The following is a 25,276-nucleotide window of genomic DNA, read 5'->3' as shown; positions in this document are numbered from 1 at the left end:
ACGGTGTGGCGGGTTCCGGGCCGAGGCGCGACAGGGGGCGGGGGTCAGTAGCGGGGCGGCAGGGCCTTCTTCGCGGCCCGGTAGATCTCCTCGATCTCGGTCTCGCTCAGGCGGTCGCGCCCGCTGCGCAGCCACTTGCGGACCTTGGTTCCGGTGATGATGTCCACGCCCCGCAGCCGGTGGCTGTCCCAGGGCATGCCCGGACCGTAGATGGCCAGGGAGGCGCGTACCGAGATGTCGCGGCCGAGCTCCTTGCTGATGAGCTCCTCCGCTCGCTTGGCCTCCTCCAGGGCCTCGTCGATCCGCTCGTTCTTGCTGAACCGGCCGTGGTACAGCTTCTCCAGCTTGTTGCGCAGCGGGAGACGCTTGTCCCAGGACTCGGAGTCGATGGCGAACGCGCCGCGCCGACCCACGATGAAGTGGTCGATCTGGCCGTTGCCGCCGGGCACGGCGCGTGCGTGAAGCACGCGGTAACCGAGCTGCTTCATGAGCTTGAGCTGGGCCTCGGTGCGGCGCTGTGCGGCCGAGGGCTTGCGCCAGCGGGGGATCTCCGATTCGCGCCGGGCGCTCCACACCATCACCGAGACAAGGGCGATGAGTCCGAAGCTGACGCCGATCCTCCAGTCCCCGGTGACCATGCCGAAGGCCCCCGCGGCGAGCGCCGACGCGACACTGCGGACGGTCCACCTGCGCGCGGCCTCGTTGGACTTCAGGGCCCCGTAGAGGGCCTTGGTGCCGGACGCGCCGGGGTCCTTGCGCTGGTTGGGGAAGAAAAGGGTTTCGGGTCGTTCGGGCTGCGACCCGTCGGACGATGGGCTACGACCGTTCACTCTGGTTGCCGATTCCACGACGGACAGGTTAGTTCCATCCATATCTGAGTCCTAGTGCATTACTTCTCACACTTTTCTTCCCTTGTGCTCCGGCGTCCATACGTGTTCGGAGTGCCGGAACGGGGAAGGATTGACTTTTCGTCGTCTCTCTAGAGAGGGTCCGCCTCACCGCCGTGGTGCCCGCTGACCTACCCGGTTAACCTCGGGTGGCATGACCCGGATCCATGAACTCCCCGCGCACCGCCTCGCAACGTTGGTCCGCAGTCGTGAACTGTCACCTGTTGAGATCACTGAGCACTATCTCGAGCGAATTCGGAGGATCGACGAACGTTACGGTGCCTACATTACGGTCACAGAAGAAAACGCCCTAGAACAGGCCCGAAACGCGCAAAAAAGCGTTATGAGCGACACGCCGGACGAACTCCCTCCCCTCCTCGGCGTCCCCCTGCCCGTCAAGGACCTGGACGCCCTCGCCGGGGTCCGGCTCACCTTCGGCTCACGCGTCCACTCCGACCTCGTCGCCCCCGCGGACTCCGCCGTGGTCGCCCAACTGCGCGACGCGGGAGCGGTCTTTCTCGGCAAGACCAACACCCCCGAGTTCGGGGCGACCTGTTACACCGAGAACGACATCGCACCGCCCAGCCGCAACCCGTGGGACACCACGCGCTCCCCGGGCGGCTCCAGCGGGGGAGCCGCCGCCGCGGTGGCCGCCGGTCTCGCACCCGTGGCCCAGGCCAGCGACGGCGGCGGATCCATCCGCATCCCCGCCGGCGTCTGCGGACTGTTCGGCCTCAAACCCACCCGGGGCCGGATCTCCGGCGGCCCCGACCGGGCCGACCTCAACGGCCTGTCCACGGCGGGCCCGATCACCCGCTCGGTCCTGGACGCCGCCCTGATGCTGGACGCCATGGCGGTCAACCTGCCGGGCGACCTCTACACCGCCCCGCCCCTGCCGTCCGGCCGGACCTTCGCCGACCACGTCCTCCGTGAACCCGGGAGGCTGCGTATCGGCCGCTACGCCGACACCGGCTCCACCGGCATCCCCGTTCACCCCGACGTGCTCGCCGCCCACGAGGAGGCCACCCAGCTGCTCCTGGACCTGGGGCACGAGGTCGAGGAGATCGAGAACCCCGTCGACACCGCTTTCGGCGGCACCTTCGCCGAGGACTTCCAGCACCTGTGGGCGGCCGTCGCCTCGGCCACGCCCGTCGACCCGGCCCGAGAGGGCGAGCTGACGCCGATCTACCGGTGGCTGCGCGAACGGGCCCGCGCCACGCCGGTCCCCGTCTACGTCGCGGCCAGTGCCCGACTCCAGCGCGGGACCCGCGCCATGCTGGCGGCCACGGCCCGCTTCGACGCCGTGCTGAGCCCCACCCTGGCCCAGCCCGCGGCCCCGATCGGGCACTTCAACTCGGGTGGCCCGGAGGAGGAGTTCCGGCTCATGACCGAGTTCACCCCCTTCACCTCGCTCTACAACGTGTCCGGGCAGCCCTCGGTGAGCGTTCCGCTGTACTGGTCGCGGAGCGGCCTTCCGATCGGCTCGATGCTCACCGGTCAGCCGGGGGACGAGGGGACCCTGCTGTCCCTGTCGGCCCAGCTGGAGCAGGCCCGGCCGTGGGCGCACCGGGTTCCCGAAGGCTGGGCGGACTGACCGGAGCGGTGGTGGCGGCGACGGATCCGGGCAGGAACAGGCTCAGCACCGCTGCCACCAGGACGAGGACGGTCGCGCCCAGCGCACCGCCGGCGATCCCTTGGGTGTCCACCAGTGCTCCGGTCAGCGGCCCGGCCACCGCCGCGCCCGTGCTCATGGCCGTGGCCATCCAACCGAACGCCTCCGCCCTGCGGTGGGCGGGGGCGGCGTCGCCCAGACGGCCCATCACCGCGGCGAGGGTGGGCGCCAGTGCCAGCCCCGACACGAAGAGCAGCGGGGTGATCAGCAGCGGGGTGGGCAGGTGGTTGACCGGGGGCAGGAACGGGATCAGTACCGCGATGCCCGCCGCGGCGCCGAAGGCCCGCAGGGACAGCCTCGGGGCGCCCTTCAGCGCACCGGCGACCGCGCCCCCCACCAGGGAGCCCAGCGCCCAGACCGAGGCCAGCACCATCACGTACTGGGGTGAGTTCAGCTCGTTGGCCCAGGCGACGATCACCAGGTCCATGCCGACCACGCCGGAGACGATCGCCATGCACATCACGAAGAGCAGGCACAGCGCCGGGTGGAACAGCAGGCTGCGGCCGGGCCGGGAGGAGGGTTCGGAACTCCTGCCCCCGGCCTCCCCGGAGCGGGCGGAGGCCGATTCGGTCTCGGCCGGGCCGGTCACTCCCGCGCGGCGCAGGGACAGCGCGAACCCCACCGCACCCATCAGCCCCAGAACCCCCAGGAGCAACAGGGCCCAGCGCGGTCCCGCCAGCGCCACGACACCGGCGGTGAGGATCGGCGAGAAGACGAACAGCAGTTCCTGGGTGGTGGCCTCCGCCGCGTAGATGGCCTGCCGCTCCGCACCCGTGGTCAGCCGCGGCCACAGCGCGCGCACGATCTGGTTGGCCGGAGTGCCGAAGAGCCCGGTGCCCAGGGCCAGCGGGATCGACAGCCACCACAGGGAGGCGGGCAGCAGAGCCAGGGTCGTCAGGCCGATGGTGAACACCGCGCCGCACACCAGTACCAGCCGGTCGCTGTTGCCCCGGTCGGCCATCCGTCCGCGCAACGGGCCGACCATCGCCATGCCCAGAGTGAAGGCGCCCGCGACCAGGCCCGCCAGGGTGTAGGAGCCCGTCCACCCCTGGACGAGGAAGGTGACCGCGATCATCAGCCCCGGGGTGTAGAACCGGGCCGCGAGGGACCAGGTCAACAGGGACAGGACGTGGGGAACGGCGAAGAGCCGACGGTAGTTCGCGAGCACGCCACTGATTATGCAGTCCGCGCAGGTTCTCCGCGAAGGGATTACCGGACTGTGCGGTCGGGGCACGTGGGGAGACGGAAAAGTCGTGGGAAAGAAGAGGTGAGAGAGGTTCCAAGGAGGGGGTACCGAGCCATCTTCTTACCCCACGCCGGGCCGTCCTCCGGTGTACGCGCGTTCCCGTGGGGCATGATCGGTTTCTGTGAGGGACGTTCAGCTGGCTCAGGTGGCCGAGCAGTACGGGGTCGCGACCACATACGAGGACTGGCGGGGACGACAGGTGCCCGTCAGCCCTGACACGATCCGCCATGTCCTGTCCGCTCTGGGAGTGGACCCGAAGAACCCGGGCCGGGGACCGGGGGAGGGCCTCTTGCCGCCCGCCGTGGTGGTCAGAGAGGGCAAGGCGCCGGACCTGGTGCTGCCCGGAGGCACCCGCAGCACCGTGGAGACCGCCGACGGCGCGCTGCTGCCGTTCGACCCCGGCCTCCCCCTGGGCGTGCACACCCTGAGGGTGACCGACAACGGGACCGAACACGACGCCCCGCTCCTGGTGGTCCCGGATCGGATCGAACCCACCGCGCTGCGGGAGAACCGCCGCCTGTGGGGGTTGATGGCGCAGATCTACAGCGTGCGCTCACGGGCCTCCTGGGGCACGGGCGACCTGCGCGACCTCTCCGAGCTCGCCGACTGGAGCGCCCGCGACCTCGGCGCCGACTTCACGCTGATCAACCCGGTGCACGCCACCGAACCCGTCACACCCGTCGAACCCTCGCCGTACCTGCCGGTCAGCCGCCGCTACGCGAGCCCGCTCTACATCCGGGTGGAGGACGTGCCCGAGTACGCGCGGCTCGACCCCGCCCAGCGCGAGGGCGTCCAGCGCCTGGCGCGGCCGCTGCGCGAACGCGGCCGAACCGCCGACCTCCTCGACCGGGACGCCGTCTGGGACGCCAAGCGCACCGCCCTGGAGATCCTCTTCCAGGTGCCCCGGGCCCCGGGCCGGGAGGAGGCGCTCCGCCACTACCTGGAGAGCGAGGGCCAGCCCCTGGTCGAGTTCGCGACCTGGTCGGCGCTGGCGGAGACACACGGTTCCGACTTCCGCACCTGGCCCGCGCACCTGCGCGACGTCGGCGCGCTCGCGGTGGGCAAGGAGGCGTTGAACCTGTGGCCCCGCGTGGAGTTCCACCGCTGGCTCCAGTGGATCCTCGACGAACAGCTCGCCCAGGCCCAGCACAGCGCCCTCAACAGCGGTATGGGCGTCGGCATCGTGCACGATCTCGCGATCGGCGTGCAGGCCGGGGGAGCGGACGCGTGGATGTACGGCGACGCACTCGTGCCGGGCCTGCACGTGGGCGCTCCGCCGGACGAGTTCAACCAGCTGGGGCAGGACTGGGGCCAGCCGCCCTGGAACCCGACCCGGCTGGCCCAGCTCGGCTACGGGCCGCTCCACCAGATCCTCTCCCAGAGCCTGCGCCACGCGGGCGGCCTGCGGATGGACCACGTCATGGGCATGTTCCGGTTGTGGTGCGTGCCCGAGGGCGCCTCCGCGGACCAGGGCACCTACCTGCGCTTCGACCACGAGGGCATGGTGGGCACCCTGGCCCTGGCGGCCCACCGCGCCGACGCCGTGGTCGTCGGCGAGGACCTGGGGACCGTCGAACCGTGGGTGCGCGACCACCTCGCCGACCGGGGGATCTTCGGCACGTCCGTGCTGTGGTTCGAGAACGACTCGGAGGGTGAACCGCTCACCCCCGACCGGTGGCGCCGGGACTGCCTGGCCACCGTCGCCACGCACGACCTGCCGCCGGTCGCCTCCTACCTGTCCGCCGAGCACGTCGAACTGCGCGACCGGCTGGGCCTGCTCAACCGCCCGGTGGCGGAGGAGCTGGCCGACTCCGAGGCCCGGGTGGCCCAGTGGTGCGCGCTGCTGGTCTATCTGGGGCTGCTGGAGGAGGACGCAGACCCGGTGGGCGACCCGGCCTCCGTGGTCGCCGCGATGCACGCCTACCTGGCGGCCACCCCGGCCCGGATGCTGGGAGTGGCCCTCACCGACGTGGTGGGGGAGCGGCGCATGCAGAACCAGCCGGGCACCAGCACCGAGTACCCGAACTGGCGGATCCCGCTCACCAGCAGCGAGGGTGAGCCGGTTCTGGTGGACGAGCTGTTGGCCGACCCGAGGATGGTCGCCCGGATCCGCCGCACCCTGGGGCCGCTGGGAACCCAGAGCCGGAACACGTAGCCGGAGTCGGCCGGCGCCCGGGCGGTGCCTGCGACCGGGAGCCGGATCGGCCCGCGGTCCACAGGGGACGGCGCGGTCCGACGCCCCGGGCGAATCCGCCCCGGGGCCGTCGGACCGCACACGGCCGGTGGTCCGGCCGTGTGCGGCTCCTCAGCCGCTCAGCCGTCCGTTCCCTGCCAGCTCAAGCGCATCGCGTCAGCCGTTCTGACCGGCGGCGATGTCCTTGGCGCGGGCGTGCAGGGCGCGCTCCACCCCGGCCCGGCCCTCGATCAGCAGGCGGTACAGCGCCGGAGGCGGGGAGTTCTCGGCGATGTAGGCGTCGGTGCGCTCCAGGGTCGCCTCCTCCACCAGCTGGCTGGGGTAGACGACCTCGGCGAAGGTCTGCGCGAACTCGCCGGTCCACTTGTCCCAGGCCGGGGCGAGCTGGGCGAAGTACCGCTCCATGTAGGGGCGGTACAGCTCCGCCTGACGGGGCTCGGTGAAGCCCAGCAGGGTGGCACGGAACTCGGCGTTGGCGAGGTCGCCGCCGACGATCCGCTCCCAGGCGGTCTCCTTGGCCTCGGCCGTGGGGACCGCGGCCCGGGCGCCGGCGGCGTTGCGCTGACCGGTCGCGGTCGGGTCGGCCTCCAGCTCGGCGGCGATCTCCGCCTCGCCCGCCGCGCCCGCGGCGACCAGGCGGCGCAGCAGGGTCCAGCGCAGGTCGGTGTCGACCTGCAGGCCGTCCACGGTGATCGCGCCGTCCAGCAGGCCGCGCAGCAGCGACAGGTGGGCGTCGCTCACGGCGGCGCCGGCCAGGGCGTTGACGTAGGCCAGCTGGAGGTCGCTGCCGGGCTCGGCGGTGGAGAGCAGCTCGCTCAGGCGGTCGGCCAGCAGCTCGAAGCCGACCGGGCGCCAGGCCGGGTCGGCGTAGTTGAAGAGCGCGCCCGAGGCCTGGCTGAGCAGGGTCTGGGCGACCGTGACGTCGTCGACGCCGCTGATCCCGGAGATCACCAGGGCGACGTAGTCCCGGGCGGCCATCTCACCGTCGCGGGTCATGTCCCAGGCGGCGCTGAAGGCCAGCGCGCGCGGCAGCGACTCGCGGATCTCACCGGCTCCCTCCACCACGGTGCGCAGGGAGCGCTCGTCCAGGCGGATCTTGGTGAAGGTGAGGTCGTCGTCGTTGATGAGCACCAGGTCCGGCTGGGCCTTGCCCACCAGCTCGGCGACCTCGGTGCGCGCGCCGCTGACGTCCAGTTCCACGCGCTCGCGGCGCACGATGCCGTCCTCGGTGCGGTCGTACAGGCCCACGGCCAGACGGTGCGAGCGCAGCGTCGGGTGCTCGGGGTCGGCCTCCTGGAGGACCGCGAAGGAGGTGAAGTCCCCGTTCGCGTCCACCTCGAACTCCGGGCGCATGGTGTTGACGCCCGTGGTCTCCAGCCACTCCCGCGACCAGCCCGACAGGTCACGGCCGGAGGCGGCCTCCAGGTGCTTGAGGAGGTCCTTCAGCTCGGTGTTCCCGAAGGCGTTCTCCTTGAAGTAGGCGCGCACGCCCGCGAAGAACGCGTCCACACCCACGTACGCGGCCAGCTGCTTGAGCACCGAGGCGCCCTTGGCGTAGGTGATGCCGTCGAAGTTGACCTCCACCGCCTGGATGTCGACCATGTCGGCGGCGATCGGGTGCGTGGAGGGCAGCTGGTCCTGGCGCAGCGCCCAGGCCTTCTCCACGTTGGCGAAGGTCGTCCAGGCGTCGGACCACTTGGTGGCGTTGACCTGGCAGTACACGCTGGCGTAGGTCGCGAACGACTCGTTCAGCCACAGGTCGTCCCACCAGCGCATGGTGACCAGGTCGCCGAACCACATGTGCGCCATCTCGTGGAGGATGGTCTCGGCGCGGCGCTCGTAGCGGGCGTCGGTGACGCGGGAGCGGAAGACGTAGTCCTCCAGGAACGTCACCGCGCCGGCGTTCTCCATGGCGCCCGCGTTGAACTCGGGCACGAACAGCTGGTCGTACTTGCCGAACGGGTAGCGCAGGTCGAACAGGCCGTGGAAGAAGTCGAAGCCCTGCTTGGTGACCTCGAACAGCGCGTCGGAGTCCAGGTGCTCGGCGAGCGAGGCGCGGCAGTACAGGCCCAGCGGGATGCCGTCGTGCTCGTCGCGGACCACGTGGTACGGCCCGGCGATCAGGGCGGTGATGTAGGTGGACATCACCTGGGTGGCGGGGAAGTGCCAGCGCACCCGATCCTCGCCCGCCGCCTCGCGCTCCGTGTCCGGGGCGCTGTTGGACACGACCTCCCAGGACGGGGGCGCGAACACGGTCAGCTCGAACGCGGCCTTCAGGTCGGGCTGGTCGAAGCACGTGAACATGCGGTGCGCGTCGGCCGTCTCGAACTGGCTGTAGAGGTAGACCGACCCGTCCACCGGGTCCACGAACCGGTGCAGGCCCTCACCGGTGCGCATGTAGGCGGCGTCGGCGACCACCGTCAGCTCGTTCTCGGCGGCCAGGTCCGGAAGGACGAGCCGTTCCCCGTCGAACAGCTCCGCCACGTCCAGCTCGCGCCCGTTGAGCACGGCGCTCCGGACACTCGGGGCGGCCAGGTCGACGAAGGTCCGCGCACCCGGCTCCGTGCTGGAGAACCGCACCGCGGTGGTGGACCGGAAGGTCTCGTCACCGGTGGTCAGGTCCAGCTCCACGGCGTAGGAGTCGACGCTGAGAATCCGCGCCCGCTCCTTGGCCTCGTCCCGTGTCAGGTTCCCTGCCACGCCACGCTCCCTTCACGGCCGCCGTCGTCGCCGGCCGGAAATCGTCTGTCGACCACGGCGGGCCCGCCGCCAGGGGTGGGCGCCGTCGGGCCGGAGGTCGTTGTATACGGATCGATCCTGCCACGCGCGGGTGCGGAATGTGCAACCGATCTCCGTGGTTGACGACCTACGGGACGGGGTTCGGTGGCCCGTTCGTCGGCCCCGACCGGTTCCGTCCGGCGCGCCTCGGCCCGTGCTCCGCCCCGGATTCGGCCCGTATCAGACTTCGACCGCCCCAGACGAGGAGCAACGATGACTCAGACCCCCGCACAGCCGGACGGGCAGGAGACCCTCCACGCGGACATGTGGTTCGACCCGTCCTGCCCGTGGGCGTGGATCACCTCCCGCTGGCTGCTGGAGGTGGAGAAGGTCCGGGCGGTGAGCGTTCGCTGGCGTGTGATGAGCCTGGGCGTGCTCAACGAGGGCCGCGACCTGCCCGAGGACTACAAGGAGTCCATCGACCGCTCCTGGCAGGCGGTCCGCGTGTGCATCGCCGCCGAACAGCGTTTCGGCGCCGAGGTCCTCGGCGGCCTCTACACCGCCCTGGGCACCCACTTCCACAACAACGCCGAGCCGCGGACCACGGACACGATCCGCGCGGCGCTGGCCGACGCGGGCCTGCCCGCCGACCTGGCCGACGCCGGCGACTCCACCGAATACGATGAGGCCCTGCGCGCCTCCCACGCCGAGGCGATGAAGCTGGTGGGCGAGGACGTCGGCACCCCCGTCGTCCAGGTGGAGGGCGTCTCGTTCTTCGGCCCGGTCATCACGCCCGTCCCGCGCGGCGAGGACGCCGGGAGGCTGTGGGACGGTGTGCGCCTGGTCGCCGGAACCGACGGCTTCTTCGAGCTCAAGCGCACCCGCACGCGCGGCCCCGTTTTCGACTGATCCACCGACGTACCCGGGAGGGACCCATGCCAGGGCCTGACGACGACCGCCGCGCCACCTTCCTCGACGACCTCGACCTGCTCCCCGACACCACGAGCGACGAACGCTCCGAGGGATGGGGCGACAGCGACGAGGACTCCACGGCACGCCTGATCGCCGACCGCCCCCCGCACTGGGGCTGACCCCGCGCCGGAGCCGACCCGGCGCCGACGTCGGCCGGGGCGGGTATCCGTGGAACCACGGGTGCCCGCCCCTGCGGCGTCCCCAGGGTGTCCCCGCCCTGGCCAACCAGAATCGTGTTCTGCGAAAGTGGGGTCCATGCGATCCCTCTACATCAACGGCGCCTGGTGCGACTCGGCCTCCGACGAGGCCCTTGACGTGGTCAACCCGGCGACCGAGCAGGTCATCGACACCGTTCCGGCGGGCGCCACCGCCGACGTCGACGCCGCGGTCGACGCCGCGGCCGCCGCCTTCCCGGCCTGGTCCGCGCTCACCCCCGGGCAGCGCGTCACCCACCTGACCAAGGCCCTGGAGCTGTTCAACGCCCGGCTCGGCGACATCGCCGCGGTCCTGACCGCCGACATGGGCGCCCCCGCCACCTTCGCGGCCAAGGTGCAGGCCGGGCTGCCCTCACTCATGTTCCGGACCTACATCGACCTGGTGGAGGAGCACGGGGAGCGCTACTTCACCGGGGAGAAGGTCGGCACCTCCCTCGTCGTGCACGAACCCATCGGCGTGGTCGGCGCGATCACCCCGTGGAACTACCCGCTGCACCAGATCGTCCTCAAGGTCGTCCCCGCCCTGCTCGCGGGCAACACCGTGGTCCTCAAACCGAGCGAGGTCGCGCCGCTGAGCGCCTACGCGCTCGCCGAGGTGTTCGACGAGGCGGGGCTGCCCGCAGGCGTGTTCAACCTGGTCTCCGGCACCGGCCCGGTGGTGGGTGAGGCGATCGCCGCCCACCCGAAGGTCGACATGGTCTCCTTCACCGGCTCCACCCGCGCCGGGACCCGGGTGTCCCAGGTCGCGGCCGAGACGGTCAAGAAGGTCGCCCTGGAGCTGGGCGGCAAGTCACCGAACGTCATCCTGCCCGGCGCCGACCTCACCAAGGCGGTCAAGCGCGGCGTCGCCGACGTCATGCGCAACACCGGCCAGAGCTGCAACGCGCTCACCCGCATGCTGGTGCACCGCGACTCCTACGAGGAGGCCGTGGAGCTGGCCGGGGCCGCCGCCGCCAAGTACGTCCCGGGGGACCCCGCGGACGAGGGCACCCGGATGGGCCCGCTCGTCTCCGCCGCCCAGCTCGACAAGGTCCGCTCCTACGTCGACCTGGGAGTGTCGGAGGGCGCCCGTCTGGTCACCGGCGGGTCCGAGCCGGTCGAGGGGCGAGACAGCGGCTTCTTCGTCCGCCCGACCGTCTTCGCCGACGTGCGCAACGACATGCGCATCGCCCAGGAGGAGATCTTCGGCCCGGTGCTCGCGCTCATCGCCTACGACTCGGTCGAGGAAGCGGTGGAGATCGCCAACGACACCGTCTACGGGCTCAACGCGGCCGTCTGGTCGGGCGACCCCGACGAGGGGCTGGCCGTCGCCCGACGCCTGCGGGCCGGACAGGTCGAGCTCAACGGCGGTGCCCTGAACCCCCGCGCGCCCTTCGGCGGCTACAAGCGCTCCGGCAACGGACGAGAGTGGGGACTGCCCGGCCTGGAGGAGTTCTGCGAGGTCAAGGCCGTGCAGATGTGACCGCTGTGCTCGGTGTCACCACCTCCTGACCCGCTCCTGCGGAATCGGACCCGGTGACGCGCGCGTTGTGGGGTATGGAAAAATTCCGACTGGTCATCCCCTGGTCGAACCCAATCGAGGTGTGTGTTGAGCAACAAGCCCGCGGTCTCCAAGGCAGGTCCCCTCAGTAAGGACCTGAAGTCGATCCTCGTGTACAACCTGGTCGCGATCCTCTCGATGGCCGGCTTCGCTGCCCTCGGTCTGAGCGTCGCAGCAGCCGCGGCCGGCGCCTGACCGGTCCGAGGGCGTCTTCCGCGAACACGCCCTGACCCACACGACGAACGCCGCGCCCCGCCCGGTCCACGGACCGGGCGGGGCGCGGCGTCGTCCGTGTCCGGGAGCTGTCACACTGGTGACGTGCGTGTTTACCTTGGATCAGATCATGCGGGCTTCGAGCTCAAAGAACACCTCGTCTCCTGGCTGAAGGACAACGGCCACGAGGTCGTCGACGCCGGTCCGGCCGTCTACGACGCGGTCGACGACTACCCTCCCTTCGTCCTGCGCGCCGCCGAGGGCGTCGCCAAGGACCCGGGGTCCCTGGGGATCGTGGTCGGCGGCTCCGGCAACGGAGAGCAGATCGCGGCCAACAAGGTCAAGGGTGTCCGTGCCGCCCTGGCCTGGAGCGAGGACACCGCCAAGCTGGCGCGTCAGCACAATGACGCCAACGTGCTCGGCATCGGCGGTCGGATGCACTCCCTGGAGGAGGCCACCCGGTTCGTCGAGCTCTTCCTCGCCACCCCGTACAGCGACGAGGAGCGGCACACCCGCCGCATCGCCATGCTCAGCGACTACGAGCAGACCGGCGAGCTCCCCCCGCTTCCGTAACCCCGCCCGTGCCCCTGTCCCGGGACGGGACCGAGCCCTCGCCCCCGCGCGCCCGGCGCGCGGGGGCGTTCGCGTGTGCGGAGCCCGAACCGGGACCGAGGGCCCTGGCCCCGCCCGGGAGCTGTGTGGGACTCTGGTCGGGTGCGTGAGTCCGCCCCCGCGCACGCGGGTTTAGGCGGAACCCAAACCCGGGGTTATGGGGTGGAACGTCGCTGGTAGTACGTGCCACGTCCGCATCGCAAGCGCTACAGTTCGTGCACAGCGGCGGGCGGTTGTCGTCCGCGACACAGCGTTGTCCTCGATACAGCGGTGCCCGCCCCAGGCGGGACCAGCCACCACGATCCGGGCCGTGCCCCCACACACCGCCCGAATCCGCCGATGCCAGACCAGGCCCCGACGCGACCGTGACCGCACCGGTGTGCCGCACGACGACCAGGAGTGACCCCCGCGGGTAGAGCGGGCGTGCCCAGCCTTGAGGATCAATGAACGCCACACCGACCGCCAAGACCACCCGACTGCTGCGATCCACCGTGCAGCGGATCGTCGCGGTGCTCCGGCGCAAGGTGCTGTTCCGCTATCGGCTCGTCCTCATCACCCTCGTGGCCATCGCCGTGGGGATCGGTGTGGGCGCGGTCTGGGGCCCCACCGGCTGGTTCCCGCCCAGCTCCACCATTCTCACCGTCCTGGCCGGCGGACTGCTGCTCAAACGCAAGAGCCTCGCCTCCCTGCTGGGGGTGGTCGCCGCCGTCCTGCTGTTCGTGGCCTTCATGCTCGACTTCGGCCAGGTGGGCCCGGGACTGCTGGTCACCATCGGGGTCACCGGGGTCCTGTCCTACCTGCTCTCCGGTGTGCGCGAACGCCTCGGTGTGCAGGGCCTGAGCGGCGAGATGATGCTGTTGGATCTGCGCGACCGCCTGCGCGACCAGGGAAAGCTCCCCGAGGTCCCCTCGGGATGGGGGCGCACCGCGGTCCTGCGCCAGGCCGGCGGCTCCTCCTTCGGCGGTGACTTCGTCGTCTCCATCCGCAGGGAGAACCGGCTCGACATCGCCGTCGTCGACGTCTCCGGCAAGGGCGTGGACGCCGGAACCCGCGCCCTGATGCTCTCCGGCGCCTTCAGCGGGCTGATCGGGGCGGTGCCCGCCCGCGACTTCCTCGCCCACTGCAACGACTACCTGATGCGCAACAGCGGCGGCGAGGGCTTCGTGACCGCCGTCCACCTGAGCCTGGACACCGACACCGGCGAGTACCAGGTCGCCTCCGCCGGGCACCCGCCCGCACTGCACTACGACAGCGGCAGCGGGGTGTGGAGCACCACGGAGGCCAAGGGCGTGGTCCTGGGCGTCATCCCCGAGATGACCTACACCTCAGTCGAGGGCAAGCTCCGACCCGGCGACGCGATCATGCTGTGCACCGACGGCCTCATCGAGACCCCCGGAGAGGACCTGGACGCGGGGATCGACCGCCTCCTGGGTGCCGCCGACACGCTGGTCACCCAGGGTTTCGCCACCGGGGCGAGTGAGGTCGTGGACACGCTCAGCAAGGACAAGAACGACGACTGCGCACTCGTGGTGCTCTGGCGCACCTGACCCGGACCGGCTCCGCCACCGGCAGGGGATGAGCCGTCCCCGTCGCTCCTGACGGTAGGGTCAACATGTTCCCCGACCCCGGTACGAGGCTGTTCGTACCCGTCCCCGGACCGCCGTGCCCGCCCTCTCCGCCCCCGGGCGCCGACGCCGCACGGCCCACCACACCAGTGACGAGGGGCCGGACCCGGTCCTGCTGAAAGGAACCGGACTTCCCAGATTTCGCGGCCCCGCGGGCGTGCCCGCCGGGCGATGGAGACGCAAGGGGGTGCTTCGCATGGACGGCGAGCGCGCTGAAGAACTCACAGATCTGGTCGAGAACAACGACCTGACCGGGATCAGGCTCTGGTTGGCCGAACATAGGCCCCACGAGATCGCGGACGAACTCGCCCGTATGTCCAGTCGCGACGCGATCATCCCCTTCCGGCTCCTGGACAAGGACCGTGAGCTGGAGGTCTTCGAGGAGCTCGACCCCGGCCAGCAACAGGCCGTCCTCCTCGGACTGCGCGGCACCGACTTCCACGACATCCTCGAGGAGATGGACCCGGACGACCGGGCCCGCCTCATCGGGGAGGCCCCGGCCAAGATCGCCACCCGGGCCCTGGCCGGACTGAGCCCCGCCGAGCGCAAGATGACCGCCGCGCTCCTGGGCTACCCGGAGGACTCGGTCGGCCGGTACATGACACCGGAGACCGTCATCCTGCACCGGGACCTCACCGTCGGCCGCGCCCTGGAGGTGGTGCGTGCCAAAGGAGCCGACGCCGAGACGATCTACACCCTGCCGGTGGTCAGCGACGGCCGCCGCCTGGTCGGCACCATCACCCTGAGCGACCTCGTGGTCAGCGACGACGACCGGATCCTCAAGGACCTGGTGGACGTGTTCGCCCCCCGCGTGGGGGTCAGCGAACCGGTCGAGGACGCCGCCCGGCTCATCCAGGAGGCCAACCTGGTCTCCCTGCCCGTGGTGGACTCCGAGGACCGGTTCGTCGGCCTGTTCACCTTCGACGATGCCCTGGAGGTCATCGAGGCGGCCGACTCCGAGGACATGGCCCGCCAGTCCGGTGCCAGCCCCATCGACGACCACTACGTGTCCGTCGGGGTGCTGCGCCTGGTCGGCGCCCGCTCGGTGTGGCTGATGCTGCTCATCGTCGCCGCGACCCTGACGGTCAACGTCATGCAGGTCTACGAGGCCACCCTGGAGGAGGTCACGGCGCTGGCGATGTTCGTCCCGATGCTGATCGGCACCGGCGGTAACGTCGGCGCGCAGTCGGCGACGGCGATCGTGCGCGCCCTCGCCGTCGGTGAGGTGCGGGTACGCGACCTGCCCGCGGTGATCTGGAAGGAGAGCCGGGTCGGCCTGCTCCTGGGCGTGATGCTCGCGGGCATAGCCCTGGCCATCGGCTCACTGCTGGTCGGGTTCGACATCGCGGCGGTGGTCGCCCTGTCGGTGATCGCCATCTGTACCTGGGCGGCGATCATCGGTTCCGCGATGCCCCTGTTGGCACGCAAGGTGGGAGTCGACCCGGCCGTGGTCTCCTCCCCGATGGTCGCGACCCTCGTGGACGCCACCGGTCTGCTCATCTACTTCTCGGTGGCCCGCCTCGTGCTGGGGTTGTGACCCGCCGGCGGCGCACCGCATGAACTCCGGTCGAAGCGGGTATCGGGTCAGGAGGCAGGGCGCATCTAGGGGGATTTCATGTCCGGTACCGGAGATACGTTCAACCGGCTCAAGAAGGCCGTCAACGACCACGCCGACAAGGCCGAGGGGGTGGTCGGGAAGGCCGCCGCGGCAGCGAAGAAGGCCACCGGCGGATCCCACGACGACAAGATCGACAAGGGCGCCGGAGCCGCGACCGACTACCTGCGCAAGCGCGCCCAGGAGAACAAGAAGAGCAAGGGCGAGTAGGCCCCGGAGTACGGAGCGGGTGAGGGCCGGGACACAATGGCGGATGCCCTCATCCGCTCCGCGTCGTCTCCCCCTCCTGCTCGCCAGGCTCCGCATGCCCCTCATGTGGCTGGCGATGGCCGCCCTCATGGCCGGCTACCTCGGCCTGTCCTGGTGGGTCGGGGTGGGGCTGTTGGTGGCGGCCCTCGCGGTGCACCTGCGCCTGGGCACCCCGCGCTGTACCCCGCGGGTCCTGGCGCCGCCGGTCCGCGGCCGCTGGATGGCGCTGACCAGCCCCGTGGACAACGTGCCGAGCCAGGGCACCCACGCCTACGGGCAGACCTACGCGCTCGGGCTGGTCGCCGAGGACGGCACCCGTCCCGACATCGCCTGGCGCCCGCTCAGCCGCCCTCCGGAGGACTTCCCGGCCTTCGGCGCCCCCGTGTACGCCCCGGCCGACGGCACCGTGGTCCGGGTGCACGACCGCCGGCGGGACCACCGCAGCCGCAACTCCTGGCCCTGGCTGCTCGGCACGGTCGTGGAGAACACCCTCCGCGAACTACAGGGCCCCTCGGGGCTGATGGGCAACCACGTGGTCATCGACATCGGCGGCGCCCACGTGCTCCTCGGCCACCTGCGCCGGGGATCGGTCACGGTGGCGCCCGGGGACCGTGTGGTGGCCGGCCGGCGGATCGCCGCCTGCGGGAGTTCGGGGGCCTGTACCGAACCGCAGGTCCGGATGCAGCTGATGGACCTGGGCCATCCGCTCTTCGCCGCCGGGCTGCCCATGGTCTGGGGGAGCGGCTGGCGGGCCGGGGCCCCGGAGGACGAAGGGCTGCCCGAGACCTGGCGGCCGGTGGAGGTGGCGGGCGGCGCCGAGGTGGCGGACCTCTGTGACGTCCCCGCCGGTCAGATCGGTTCGGCGGGAGATTACCCTGGCAGTGAGGTAAGGCGAACCTAAGGAGGGGGCCGGTGAACACGATCGACGGTGCGCCCTGCAAGCTCACGGTCTGCCGGGGCTGCTGCTGCGGGACCAAGAAGAAGGTGCCCGGAGTCGACCACAAGGCCCAACTCGCCCGTCTCAGCGCCATCGACGACCACTCCGCCCGCCGCGTCCCGGTCCGCACCAGCAAGTGCCTGGGCATCTGCTTCCAGGCCAACGTCGTCGTGGTCCAACCCTCCCAGGAGGGCCGAGCCGCCGGCGGGCGCCCCGTCTGGCTGGGGCGGATGACCGAGGACAAGCTCCTGGACGCCGTGGACGACTGGATCTTCGAGGGCGGTCCCGGGATCGTCCCGCTCCCTGCCGTGCTCGAGGACCACGTGACCTCCAAGGACGCCAAGAAACCGAAGAAGCGCAAGAAGCCGAAGCACTCCAAGTCCGCGAAGAAGGAGCGGAAGGAGGCCAAGGAGAAGCTGGCGAAGCAGGCCAAGAAGGACCGGAAGAAGGCCCGGAAGAAGGCGGCCGAGGCGGCACCGGCCGGGACCGGACCGCTGGACGGGCCCGTGAAGAACAAGGCCGCGAAGGACGACGCGAAGAAGGACGGCGGCAAGAAGGGCAGCAGCAAGAAGAGCGGGGCCGAGGGGAAGAAGTCGAAGAAGTCCCGGAAGGACAAGTCCTAGGTCCGGGGCCGCCCGCTCACCGGGACGGCTTGTCGCCGGGGGACGGCAGGCGGGACAATGGACCGATGCGCATCGGTGTGCTCGGCCCGTTGCGGGTGGTCGCGGACGGGCAGGAGATCGGGATCGGCGGCATCCGGCTGCGGGTCCTGCTCACCCGGTTGGCCCTGGCGGTCGGGGGAGTGGTCCCGCCGGCGGCTCTGAGCGAGGCGCTCTGGCCGGAGGGCGGACCGGCGCACCCCGGCACGGCTCTGCACTCACTGGCCACGCGGCTGCGGCACGCGCTCCCCGAACCCCACGCGCTGCGTTCCGAACCCGAGGGCTACCGGCTCGCGCTCCCGCCCGAGGCGGTGGACGCGGCCCTCTTCGAGCGGCTCGCCGTCCAGGGGCGGCGGGTCCTGCGGGACGGGCGACCCGAGGACGCCGCGGAACGGTTCCGGGCCGCGCTGGACCTGTGGCGGGGCGCACCGCTCGCCGACACCGCCCACCTGCCCTTCGCCGTCTCCGCCGTCACCCGCCTGGAGCAGCTCCGGCTGGGGGTGCGCGAGGACCTCCTCGCCGCCGAGCTGAGCTCTGACGGCTGGGAGGACCCCAAGGCCCTCCTGGTCGAACTGGCGGAGCTCGTCGCCGACCACCCGCTGCGTGAACGCCTGCGTGAACTCCTCGTGCGCACCCTGGCGGAGGAGGGTCGGCAGGCCGAGGCGCTGGCCGCGCACGAGGAGTACCGGAGACTGCTCTCCACGCAGCTGGGAACCGTTCCCGGACCACGGATGAGAGAACTCCGCCGGCGGCTGCTGGACGGGGACGGAACGCCCGTGGCACCCCCCTGGCACGAGGAACGCCGCGGCCCCGGAGCAGAGGGGACCGGACGCGGCTGAGGGCCGCCCCGCCTCCGGACTCCGGGGGTGGTGGCGGCCCTCGTCGGGCCCGGCCCTTCCTGCGCCCGGGCGGGCCCGCTGGGCCCGCTGCCGTACGCGTCAGCGGGACTGCGGCGCGAACTGGGTGCGGTACAGCGCGGTGTACAGGCCGCCCGCGTTGAGCAGCTGCTCGTGGGTGCCGCGCTCCAGGATGCGTCCGTCCTCCAGCACCAGGATCTGATCGGCCTCCCGGACGGTGGCCAGCCGGTGCGCGATCACCAGTGAGGTCCGGCCCTCCAGCGCCACGGCCAGGGCCTCCTGCACCGCCGCCTCGGACTCGGAGTCCAGGTGCGCGGTGGCCTCGTCCAGGACCACGACCGACGGAGCCTTCAACAGCAGCCGGGCGATGGCCAGCCGCTGCTTCTCCCCGCCGGACAGGCGGTATCCGCGGTCCCCGACCATCGTGTCGAGGCCGTTCGGGAGCTGCGCCAGGAGCGGGCCGAGCCGGGCCATCCGCAGCACCTCCTCCAGCTCCGCGTCGGTCGCGTCCGGTTTGGCGTAACGCAGGTTGGCGCCCACCGTGTCGTGGAAGAGCTGTGCGTCCTGGGTCACCACGCCCACGGCCTCGCGCAGCGAGTCGCCGGTGGCCTCCCGCAGGTCCAGGCCGCCGATGCGTACCGCGCCCTCGGTGGGGTCGTAGAGCCGCGACACCAGGTGGGTGAGAGTGGACTTGCCCGCGCCCGAGGGGCCCACCAGGGCCACCATCCGGCCGGGGCCGGCACGGAAGGACACCTCGCTCAGCACCTGGGTGTCCTCGGAGATCTCCGACTGCGGAGTCAGCTCCAGGGACGCCACCGAGGTCTCCGCGGCGCCCGGGTAGCGGAAGGACACCCGGTCGAACTCCACGCTCAGCGGGCCCTTCGGTAGCGGCTCCGCGTCCGGGCTCTCCTTGATCTGCGGCTCCAGGTCCAGCACCTCGAAGACGCGGTCGAAGGACACCAGCGCCGTCATGATCTCCACGTGCACGTTGGACAGGGTGGTGACCGGGCCGTACAGCCGGGCCAGCAGGGTGGTCAGGGCGACCAGCGTGCCGACCTCGAAGGCGCCGTCCGCCGCCAGCACACCGCCCACGCCGTAGACCATCGCCATGGCCAGCGCGGTGATGGTGCCCAGCAGCGTGAACAGCAGGCCGCCGATCACGGACTGGCGGACCCCCAGGTCGCGCACGCGCGCCGCCTTGTCGGAGAAGCCGCGGGACTCCTCGTCGGGACGTCCGTACAGCTTGACCAGCATGGCCCCGCCGACGTTGAACCGCTCGGTCATCAGCGAGCTCATCGAGGCGTTGTTGTCCATGGCCTCGCGGGAGATGTTCGCGAGCTTGCGGCCCAACAGCTTCGCGGGGACGATGAACAGCGGTACCAGGGCCAGGGACAGCAGGGTCACCTGCCAGGACAGCGCGAGCATCGTGATGACCACCGCCACGACGCTGATCAGGTTGGACACCACCGACTGGAGCACCGAGGTGATGGCGCGCTGGGCGCCGACCACGTCCGTGTTCAGACGGCTGATCAGGGAGCCCGTCTGGGTGCGGGTGAAGAAGGAGATCGGCATCTGCTGCACGTGTGTGAACACCTGGGTGCGCAGCAGGTAGATGACACCCTCACCGATCCGGGAGGACAGCCACCGGCCGGTCAGGGTGATGACGCCCTCCAGGAGGGCCAGCACCCCGGCGGCGACCGCCAACCAGACCACCAGCGAGGTGTTCCCCGGGATGATGCCCCGGTCGATGATGGCCCGCAGCAGCAGGGGGTTGGCCACGACGATGGCCGCTCCCACCGCGGTCACCGCCAGGAAGAACAGGATGGATCGCCAGTGCGGTGTCGCGTAGGACATGACGCGCCCGGTGATCCCCGGGGGCAGCTCCTGCCCCCGCGCGCTTCCGTCGTTGACCAATGCCCTGTAGGAGGGCCTCCCTGACATCATCGGCAGCCTCGATTCCGTTCACCACGTCGCCATCCATGGATCAACACCGGGGTGGACGCGCAGCTTCCCGGTGGTCGGGGCGCGGCTGCGGGGAGGCCGTGTGAGAAAGCTCTGAGGGCTTCTTCGGTCTACAGGGAATGCGCGAGGCGGCCGAGTGCCGCGGTCGTGGACCGCCCGGGGGTGAAGGGGAGCTCCCAGGCCTGGGCGCGGAGGGCCTCCGCGCCGCGGATCTTGGCCTGCGTGTAGCGGTCCCCGGCGGTGAAGGCCAGAGCCGCGGGGGCGAGCGGGCGGAGCAGGTCCGCGTAGGCCGCCCAGTCGGCGACCGAGGGCGGTCCCTCGATGACGAAGGAACCGGTCACGCAGGAGAGCGCGGCGATGGTCTCGGCCCGTTCCTCGGCGGGGTTGACCGGACGTCCGGGACCCTTCCAGGCGCGCACCCGCTCGTCGGACTCGATGCCGACCACCAGCGGGAGACCGCGTTCGGCGATGGAACGCAGGAAGCGCACGTGTCCGACGTGCAGGACGTCGAAGACACCGGTCACCACGACCGGTCGCTCCAGCGCCTCCGGTCGTTGGAACCAGAGCGCACCGAGCGGTTTCGCCATCTCGTCCGTGCCGTCCGTGTCCGTCATCTGGCCCCCGTTTCGCCGAACCCGAGGGGCGCCCGCACCCCGTTGCGCTGACGGGTCCGCCCGAAAGGTCAACGTACCCCTTGGAGTCGGGTATTCCGCCTCTTGGGGGCACTGAACCGAATGGTGTTCTAACAGTGTGTGTTACGTCACCGCGAGAGGCGGATCCCGCGGACGGCCGAGGGGTGCCGGCTCTTGCCTCTCGGGCTCCCGGCCCCGGAAACGACGAAACGAGCCGGTGTCGGATGGCACACAGCTCGTTCTGAGTGGGTCGGGGGTTCCTGGACCCGTTCCGAGTGGAGCGGGGGTCGTTTCCCGAGTGGAGCGGGGGTTTTCAGGGGGTCGTCCCCCGGGGGGGAAACAGCGGAACGAGCCGGTGTGTGGAGTACGCGCAGCTCGTTCCGAGTGGAGCGGGGGTTTTCAGGGGGTCGTCCCCCGGGGGGGAAACAGCGGAACGAGCCGGTGTGTGGAGTACGCGCAGCTCGTTCCGAGTGGAGCGGGGGTTTTCAGGGGGTCGTCCCCCGGGGGGGAAACAGCGGAACGAGCCGGTGTGTGGAGTACGCGCAGCTCGTTCCGAGTGGAGCGGGGGTTTTCAGGGGGTCGTCCCCCGGGGGGGAAACAGCGGAACGAGCCGGTGTGCGGAGCACACACGGCTCGTTCCGAGTGGAGCGGGCGACGAGAATCGAACTCGCATGACCAGCTTGGAAGGCTGGGGTTCTACCATTGAACTACGCCCGCGTGGCATCGGAGCCCTTGAGTTTCCTCTAGACTCGTGGAGCCGTCGGAGACAAGAGTACAGTCTCTGGGGCGTTGGTCGCACACCCGTTTTCGGGAACGTGTGTCCGCGCCGGGTAAGCGGGGTGTAGCGCAGCTTGGTTAGCGCGCATGCTTTGGGAGCATGAGGCCGCGGGTTCGAATCCCGCCACCCCGACGAAACCATCCATGGTGGTGCGGCCTTCGGGCCGTGCGCCGTGGCCCCCTGTCTATCTGCCCTAGACTTGGTGCGATCAGCAGGAAACTGTAAGTCCCAGCCCGTCGCAGGGCACCCCAGTAGAACGTGGTCCTCACTGACCGGGGTGCGCGCGTGCATTCGCCGTTTGTGTGGTGCGCCTGCGGGCCGACGCGGACACCAGCCGGCAAACCTAGGAGTACCGCCCCGTGAAGACCGATGTCGAGGAGCTCAGCCCGACCCGGGTCAAGCTGACCATCGAGGTGCCCTTCGAGGAGCTCGAGCACGCTTTCGACGTGACCTACAAGTCGCTCGCGAAGCAGGTTCGGATCAAGGGCTTCCGCCCGGGCAAGGCGCCGGCGCGGCTGATCGACCGCTACGTCGGACGCGGCGCGGTGATCAGTGAAGCGGTCAACCACGCCGTCCCGGAGCTCTACAACGAAGCCATCCAGAAGGAGGAGATCTTCGCGCTCGGCCAGCCCGACGTCGAGGTCACCAAGCTGGAGGACAACGACGAGCTCGCCTTCACCGCCGAGGTCGACATCCGGCCCAAGTTCGAGGTGAAGGACTACAAGGGCATCGAGGTGACCGTCGACAACGCGACCGTCACCGACGAGCAGATCGACGAGCAGATCGGCACCCTGCGCGAGCGCTTCTCCACCCTTGTTGGCGCCGACCGCCCCGTCGAGGACGGTGACCACCTCTCCATCGACCTGGTCGCGGCCATCGATGGTGAGAAGCTCGAGGACGTCGCCGTCAGCGGCTACTCCTACGAGGTCGGCACCAACACCATGCTGGAGGGCCTCGACGAGACCCTGCGCGGCATGGAGGCCGGTGGCGAGGCCACCTTCAAGACCACCCTCGTCGGTGGTGACCACGAGGGCAAGGAGGCGGACGTCACCGTCACCGTGCACTCGGTGAAGGTGAAGGAGCTGCCGGAGCTGGACGACGAGTTCGCCCAGCTGGCCTCGGAGTTCGACACCATCGACGAGCTGCGTGAGGACGTGCGCAAGCGCATGGCCGACGTCCGTCGGATGCAGCAGCTGTCCGCCGCCCGTGACAAGGCGCTGGAGAAGCTGATCGAGTCCGTCGAGATCCCGCTGCCCGACGCGGTCGTCGACGAGGAGATCACCCGCCGTCGTCAGAGCCTCGAGCAGCAGCTCGCCCAGAGCGGTCTGACCAAGGAGGCCTACCTCGAGTCGCAGGAGAAGACCGAGGAGGAGTTCGAGGAGGAGCTGAAGACCGGCGCCAACTCGGCGGTCAAGGCTGGTTTCATCCTCGACCAGCTGGCCCTCCAGGAGGACCTGAGCGCCGACCAGGGCGAGCTCAGCCAGTACGTGTTCGAGCAGGCCCAGCGCATGGGCGTGAGCCCGGACCAGCTGGCCCAGCACCTGGTCGAGTCGAACCAGATCCGCGTCGCCTTCACCGAGGTCGTCCGCGGCAAGGCCATGGACCTGGTCCTGGCCGGCGCCAAGGTGACCGACGAGGACGGCAACGCCGTCGAGCAGGACATCGTCGAGGCCTCTGACGAGGACGCGCTGGCCGAGGCCGTCAAGGCCGCCGCCGCTGCCTCCGCCGAGGTCGCCGAGGCCGACAAGGCCGAGGAAGCCGTTGAGGCCGACGAGGAGAAGCAGGACGACGAGGACGCCGACAAGGCCGACTCCAAGTAGTCCCCAGTAGTCAGCAGCTGCACAGCGCCCTCAGGTCGCACAGCCTCCCGAGGCCGTACAGCTCGCACACGGGCCCTGGCCGACCCCCACCGGGTCGGCCGGGGCCCGCCGTGTGTTCGCTGGTAGGAGAACGGGCGTGTCCCCGACCCCTCACACCCTGCGCTCAAAGCGAACAGGGGCGGTATCCGGACGAGCCTGGCGTCTGTCGGCGTTAGTGTCGCTGTATCGCAACCGTTTCGATTCCGGAGCAGGTGACGAGAGTGCCGCCGACCTTTGATGAGTCCACGCGATTCGACGCTCGTACGTCGGATCCGCAGCTTTCCCCTTTTATTGAGCAGACGCCTCAGCGCCTGTTGCGCCAGCGAATCGTATTCCTCGGCCAGCAGGTCGACGATGACATCGCCAACCGCCTGGTTGGCGAACTCCTGCTGCTGTCCGCCGAGGACCGCCAGCGGGACATCACCATGTACATCAACTCGCCGGGTGGTTCCGTAACGGCGGGCATGGCGATCTACGACGTCATGCAGTACATCCCCAACGACGTTCGCACCGTGGGTATCGGCATGGCCGCCTCGATGGGCCAGATGCTCCTGTGCGCCGGTGCTCCCGGCAAGCGTTACGCGCTGCCGCACACCCGCGTCATGATGCACCAGCCCTCCGGTGGCATCGGAGGCACCGCCTCCGACATCCGGATCCTGGCTGACCAGCTGCTCTACGTGAAGAAGATGTTCATCCAGAAGATCTCCGAGCACACCGGGCAGTCGGTCGAACAGATCGAGAAGGACGCCGACCGGGACCGCTGGTTCACGGCACAGGCTGCCAAGGAGTACGGCTTCATCGACGAGGTGCTCGAGGGCACCCTCGACGTGACCAGCTGACAGTTTGGTGCTGACCTGGCCCAGTCCATGAATCGGCGCAGTGCGTGGAAGGCGTGAAATGACCGAGTTCAACCCCAGTCTCATCGGCGGCGCGGCCTCGATGGCTCCTCAGAGCCGCTACGTCCTGCCGTCCTACGTGGAGCGTACGTCGTACGGCGTCAAGGAGATGAATCCGTACAACAAGCTCTTCGAAGAGCGGATCATCTTCGTCGGCGTCCAGATCGACGACACTTCGGCCAACGACCTGATGGCCCAGCTCATCACGCTCGAGCAGCTCGACTCCGAGCGCGACATCCAGATGTACATCAACTCGCCCGGCGGGTCCTTCACCTCGCTGATGGCGATCTACGACACCATGCAGTTCGTGCGCCCCGACATCCAGACGGTGTGCATCGGACAGGCCGCGTCGGCCGCCGCGATCCTGCTGGCGGGTGGCACCGCGGGTAAGCGCGGTGCCCTGCCCAACGCCCGGATGATGATCCACCAGCCCGCGACCGAGGGTATGCACGGTCAGGCCAGTGACATCGAGATCCAGGCCAACGAGATCACCCGTATCCGTACGCAGCTGGAGACCACTCTGGCCAAGCACACGGGCCGGTCCCGGGAGCAGGTCTCGAAGGACATCGAGCGGGACAAGATCCTCACCGCGGAGGAGGCCGTCGAGTACGGTCTCATCGACTTCGTGCTGCCCTACCGCAAGGCTTCCCTGAAGTAGGGCACTGTCCTCCGGCCGGGCGTTCCTCGCCCACGCGAAGACGTTCCGCGCCGGAGGAACCAGGTCACCAGAAGTACCTGCCGGACCGGTTTCTGACCCGCCTGGGACAGCCCGGTGGTGAAGCCGGTCCGGTTTTTCGCTTAGTCTGGCGGAGAGCGACACACAGATCGCCCCGTTCATGGCTGGCCGGTCGTGAACGGAACACGGGAGCCGGAAACCTTCCGTCCGTTCGGCGCCGCGCACGCCGTGAACGGGGCGGCCTTAGTTTTGAGGAGTGGCT

The 25,276-nt window shown here is 70.3% G+C and carries 21 protein-coding genes and 2 tRNA genes; 17 read left to right on the top strand and 6 right to left on the bottom strand.

What is annotated here, in order from left to right:
- Positions 1-44: 44 nt before the first annotated feature.
- The gene (locus D458_RS0100365; protein WP_017584740.1) at positions 45-830 is read right to left on the bottom strand and encodes a nuclease-related domain-containing protein; all 786 of its coding nucleotides are present in this window, start codon (positions 828-830) and stop codon (positions 45-47) included.
- 211 nt (positions 831-1,041) lie between these two features.
- Here D458_RS0100365 and D458_RS0100360 point away from each other — a divergent pair, with 211 nt between their 5' ends.
- Positions 1,042-2,481 (top strand): amidase, encoded by a 1,440-nt coding sequence (locus D458_RS0100360; protein WP_026118854.1) that lies wholly within the window; start codon positions 1,042-1,044, stop codon positions 2,479-2,481.
- On the opposite strand, the gene D458_RS0100355 is transcribed toward D458_RS0100360, so the two are convergent.
- A complete protein-coding gene (locus D458_RS0100355) occupies positions 2,378-3,727 on the bottom strand; it encodes an MFS transporter (RefSeq protein WP_017584738.1) in 1,350 nt (449 codons plus the stop codon). The two genes, D458_RS0100360 and D458_RS0100355, sit on opposite strands and share 104 nt — an antisense overlap.
- Positions 3,728-3,926: 199 nt before the next feature.
- Here D458_RS0100355 and malQ point away from each other — a divergent pair, with 199 nt between their 5' ends.
- Complete coding sequence (gene malQ / locus D458_RS0100350) at positions 3,927-5,960, top strand: 4-alpha-glucanotransferase (protein WP_017584737.1); 2,034 nt, start codon at positions 3,927-3,929, stop codon at positions 5,958-5,960.
- Positions 5,961-6,155: 195 nt separating this feature from the next.
- Here the strand turns inward: malQ and pepN are convergent, their stop codons facing one another.
- Positions 6,156-8,699: an aminopeptidase N gene (gene pepN / locus D458_RS0100345; protein ID WP_017584736.1), complete on the bottom strand. Its 2,544-nt coding sequence runs from the start codon at positions 8,697-8,699 to the stop codon at positions 6,156-6,158.
- 291 nt (positions 8,700-8,990) lie between these two features.
- Between pepN and D458_RS0100340 the strand changes: the two genes are divergently transcribed.
- From D458_RS0100340 to D458_RS0100290, 11 genes are all read left to right on the top strand, one after another.
- Positions 8,991-9,626 carry a mycothiol-dependent nitroreductase Rv2466c family protein gene (locus D458_RS0100340; RefSeq protein ID WP_017584735.1) on the top strand — a complete coding sequence of 212 codons (636 nt, stop codon included), beginning with the start codon at positions 8,991-8,993 and terminating at the stop codon, positions 9,624-9,626.
- Between the two features lie 26 nt (positions 9,627-9,652).
- Positions 9,653-9,808, top strand: a complete 156-nt coding sequence (locus tag D458_RS36875; RefSeq protein ID WP_017545179.1) for a hypothetical protein — start codon at positions 9,653-9,655, stop codon at positions 9,806-9,808.
- A 136-nt stretch (positions 9,809-9,944) separates the two neighbouring features.
- Positions 9,945-11,366 carry an aldehyde dehydrogenase family protein gene (locus D458_RS0100330; protein ID WP_017584734.1) on the top strand — a complete coding sequence of 474 codons (1,422 nt, stop codon included), beginning with the start codon at positions 9,945-9,947 and terminating at the stop codon, positions 11,364-11,366.
- Between the two features lie 126 nt (positions 11,367-11,492).
- Entirely contained in the window at positions 11,493-11,639 is a 147-nt protein-coding gene (locus tag D458_RS36870) for a hypothetical protein (RefSeq protein WP_017584733.1), read from the top strand.
- A 123-nt stretch (positions 11,640-11,762) separates the two neighbouring features.
- Complete coding sequence (locus D458_RS0100320) at positions 11,763-12,230, top strand: ribose-5-phosphate isomerase (protein WP_017584732.1); 468 nt, start codon at positions 11,763-11,765, stop codon at positions 12,228-12,230.
- 482 nt (positions 12,231-12,712) lie between these two features.
- Positions 12,713-13,816 carry a PP2C family protein-serine/threonine phosphatase gene (locus tag D458_RS0100315; RefSeq protein ID WP_017584731.1) on the top strand — a complete coding sequence of 368 codons (1,104 nt, stop codon included), beginning with the start codon at positions 12,713-12,715 and terminating at the stop codon, positions 13,814-13,816.
- A gap of 274 nt (positions 13,817-14,090) precedes the next feature.
- Positions 14,091-15,431: a magnesium transporter gene (gene mgtE / locus D458_RS0100310; protein ID WP_017584730.1), complete on the top strand. Its 1,341-nt coding sequence runs from the start codon at positions 14,091-14,093 to the stop codon at positions 15,429-15,431.
- Between the two features lie 78 nt (positions 15,432-15,509).
- Positions 15,510-15,719: an antitoxin gene (locus D458_RS0100305; RefSeq protein WP_017584729.1), complete on the top strand. Its 210-nt coding sequence runs from the start codon at positions 15,510-15,512 to the stop codon at positions 15,717-15,719.
- 43 nt (positions 15,720-15,762) lie between these two features.
- Positions 15,763-16,659 (top strand): M23 family metallopeptidase, encoded by an 897-nt coding sequence (locus D458_RS0100300; RefSeq protein ID WP_017584728.1) that lies wholly within the window; start codon positions 15,763-15,765, stop codon positions 16,657-16,659.
- Positions 16,660-16,742: 83 nt separating this feature from the next.
- Entirely contained in the window at positions 16,743-17,318 is a 576-nt protein-coding gene (locus D458_RS0100295; protein ID WP_152521020.1) for a (2Fe-2S) ferredoxin domain-containing protein, read from the top strand.
- Between the two features lie 65 nt (positions 17,319-17,383).
- A complete protein-coding gene (locus D458_RS0100290) occupies positions 17,384-18,193 on the top strand; it encodes an AfsR/SARP family transcriptional regulator (RefSeq protein WP_017584726.1) in 810 nt (269 codons plus the stop codon).
- 99 nt (positions 18,194-18,292) lie between these two features.
- On the opposite strand, the gene D458_RS0100285 is transcribed toward D458_RS0100290, so the two are convergent.
- From D458_RS0100285 to D458_RS0100275, 3 genes are all read right to left on the bottom strand, one after another.
- Positions 18,293-20,155, bottom strand: coding sequence for an ABC transporter ATP-binding protein (locus D458_RS0100285; RefSeq protein ID WP_026118852.1), 1,863 nt, complete (start codon positions 20,153-20,155; stop codon positions 18,293-18,295).
- A 128-nt stretch (positions 20,156-20,283) separates the two neighbouring features.
- A complete protein-coding gene (locus tag D458_RS0100280) occupies positions 20,284-20,787 on the bottom strand; it encodes an adenylyltransferase/cytidyltransferase family protein (RefSeq protein ID WP_017584724.1) in 504 nt (167 codons plus the stop codon).
- Positions 20,788-21,448: 661 nt separating this feature from the next.
- Positions 21,449-21,522, bottom strand: a tRNA-Gly gene (locus D458_RS0100275).
- A gap of 118 nt (positions 21,523-21,640) precedes the next feature.
- Between D458_RS0100275 and D458_RS0100270 the strand changes: the two genes are divergently transcribed.
- The 4 genes from D458_RS0100270 to D458_RS0100255 all read left to right on the top strand — a co-directional run bounded on the left by D458_RS0100270 (position 21,641) and on the right by D458_RS0100255 (position 24,996).
- Positions 21,641-21,715: transfer RNA gene (locus D458_RS0100270), tRNA-Pro, on the top strand.
- Positions 21,716-21,942: 227 nt separating this feature from the next.
- A complete protein-coding gene (gene tig, locus D458_RS0100265) occupies positions 21,943-23,403 on the top strand; it encodes a trigger factor (protein ID WP_017584723.1) in 1,461 nt (486 codons plus the stop codon).
- A gap of 260 nt (positions 23,404-23,663) precedes the next feature.
- Positions 23,664-24,281 carry a ClpP family protease gene (locus tag D458_RS0100260; RefSeq protein WP_083936196.1) on the top strand — a complete coding sequence of 206 codons (618 nt, stop codon included), beginning with the start codon at positions 23,664-23,666 and terminating at the stop codon, positions 24,279-24,281.
- A gap of 58 nt (positions 24,282-24,339) precedes the next feature.
- Positions 24,340-24,996 (top strand): ATP-dependent Clp protease proteolytic subunit, encoded by a 657-nt coding sequence (locus D458_RS0100255; RefSeq protein ID WP_017584721.1) that lies wholly within the window; start codon positions 24,340-24,342, stop codon positions 24,994-24,996.
- Positions 24,997-25,276 lie beyond the last annotated feature (280 nt).

Origin of the sequence: Nocardiopsis ganjiahuensis DSM 45031 (assembly GCF_000341085.1) — a bacterium.
GTDB lineage: Bacteria > Actinomycetota > Actinomycetes > Streptosporangiales > Streptosporangiaceae > Nocardiopsis > Nocardiopsis ganjiahuensis.
Note: the sequence above shows the minus strand (reverse complement) of the source record. Positions and strands in the feature narration are given on the sequence as shown.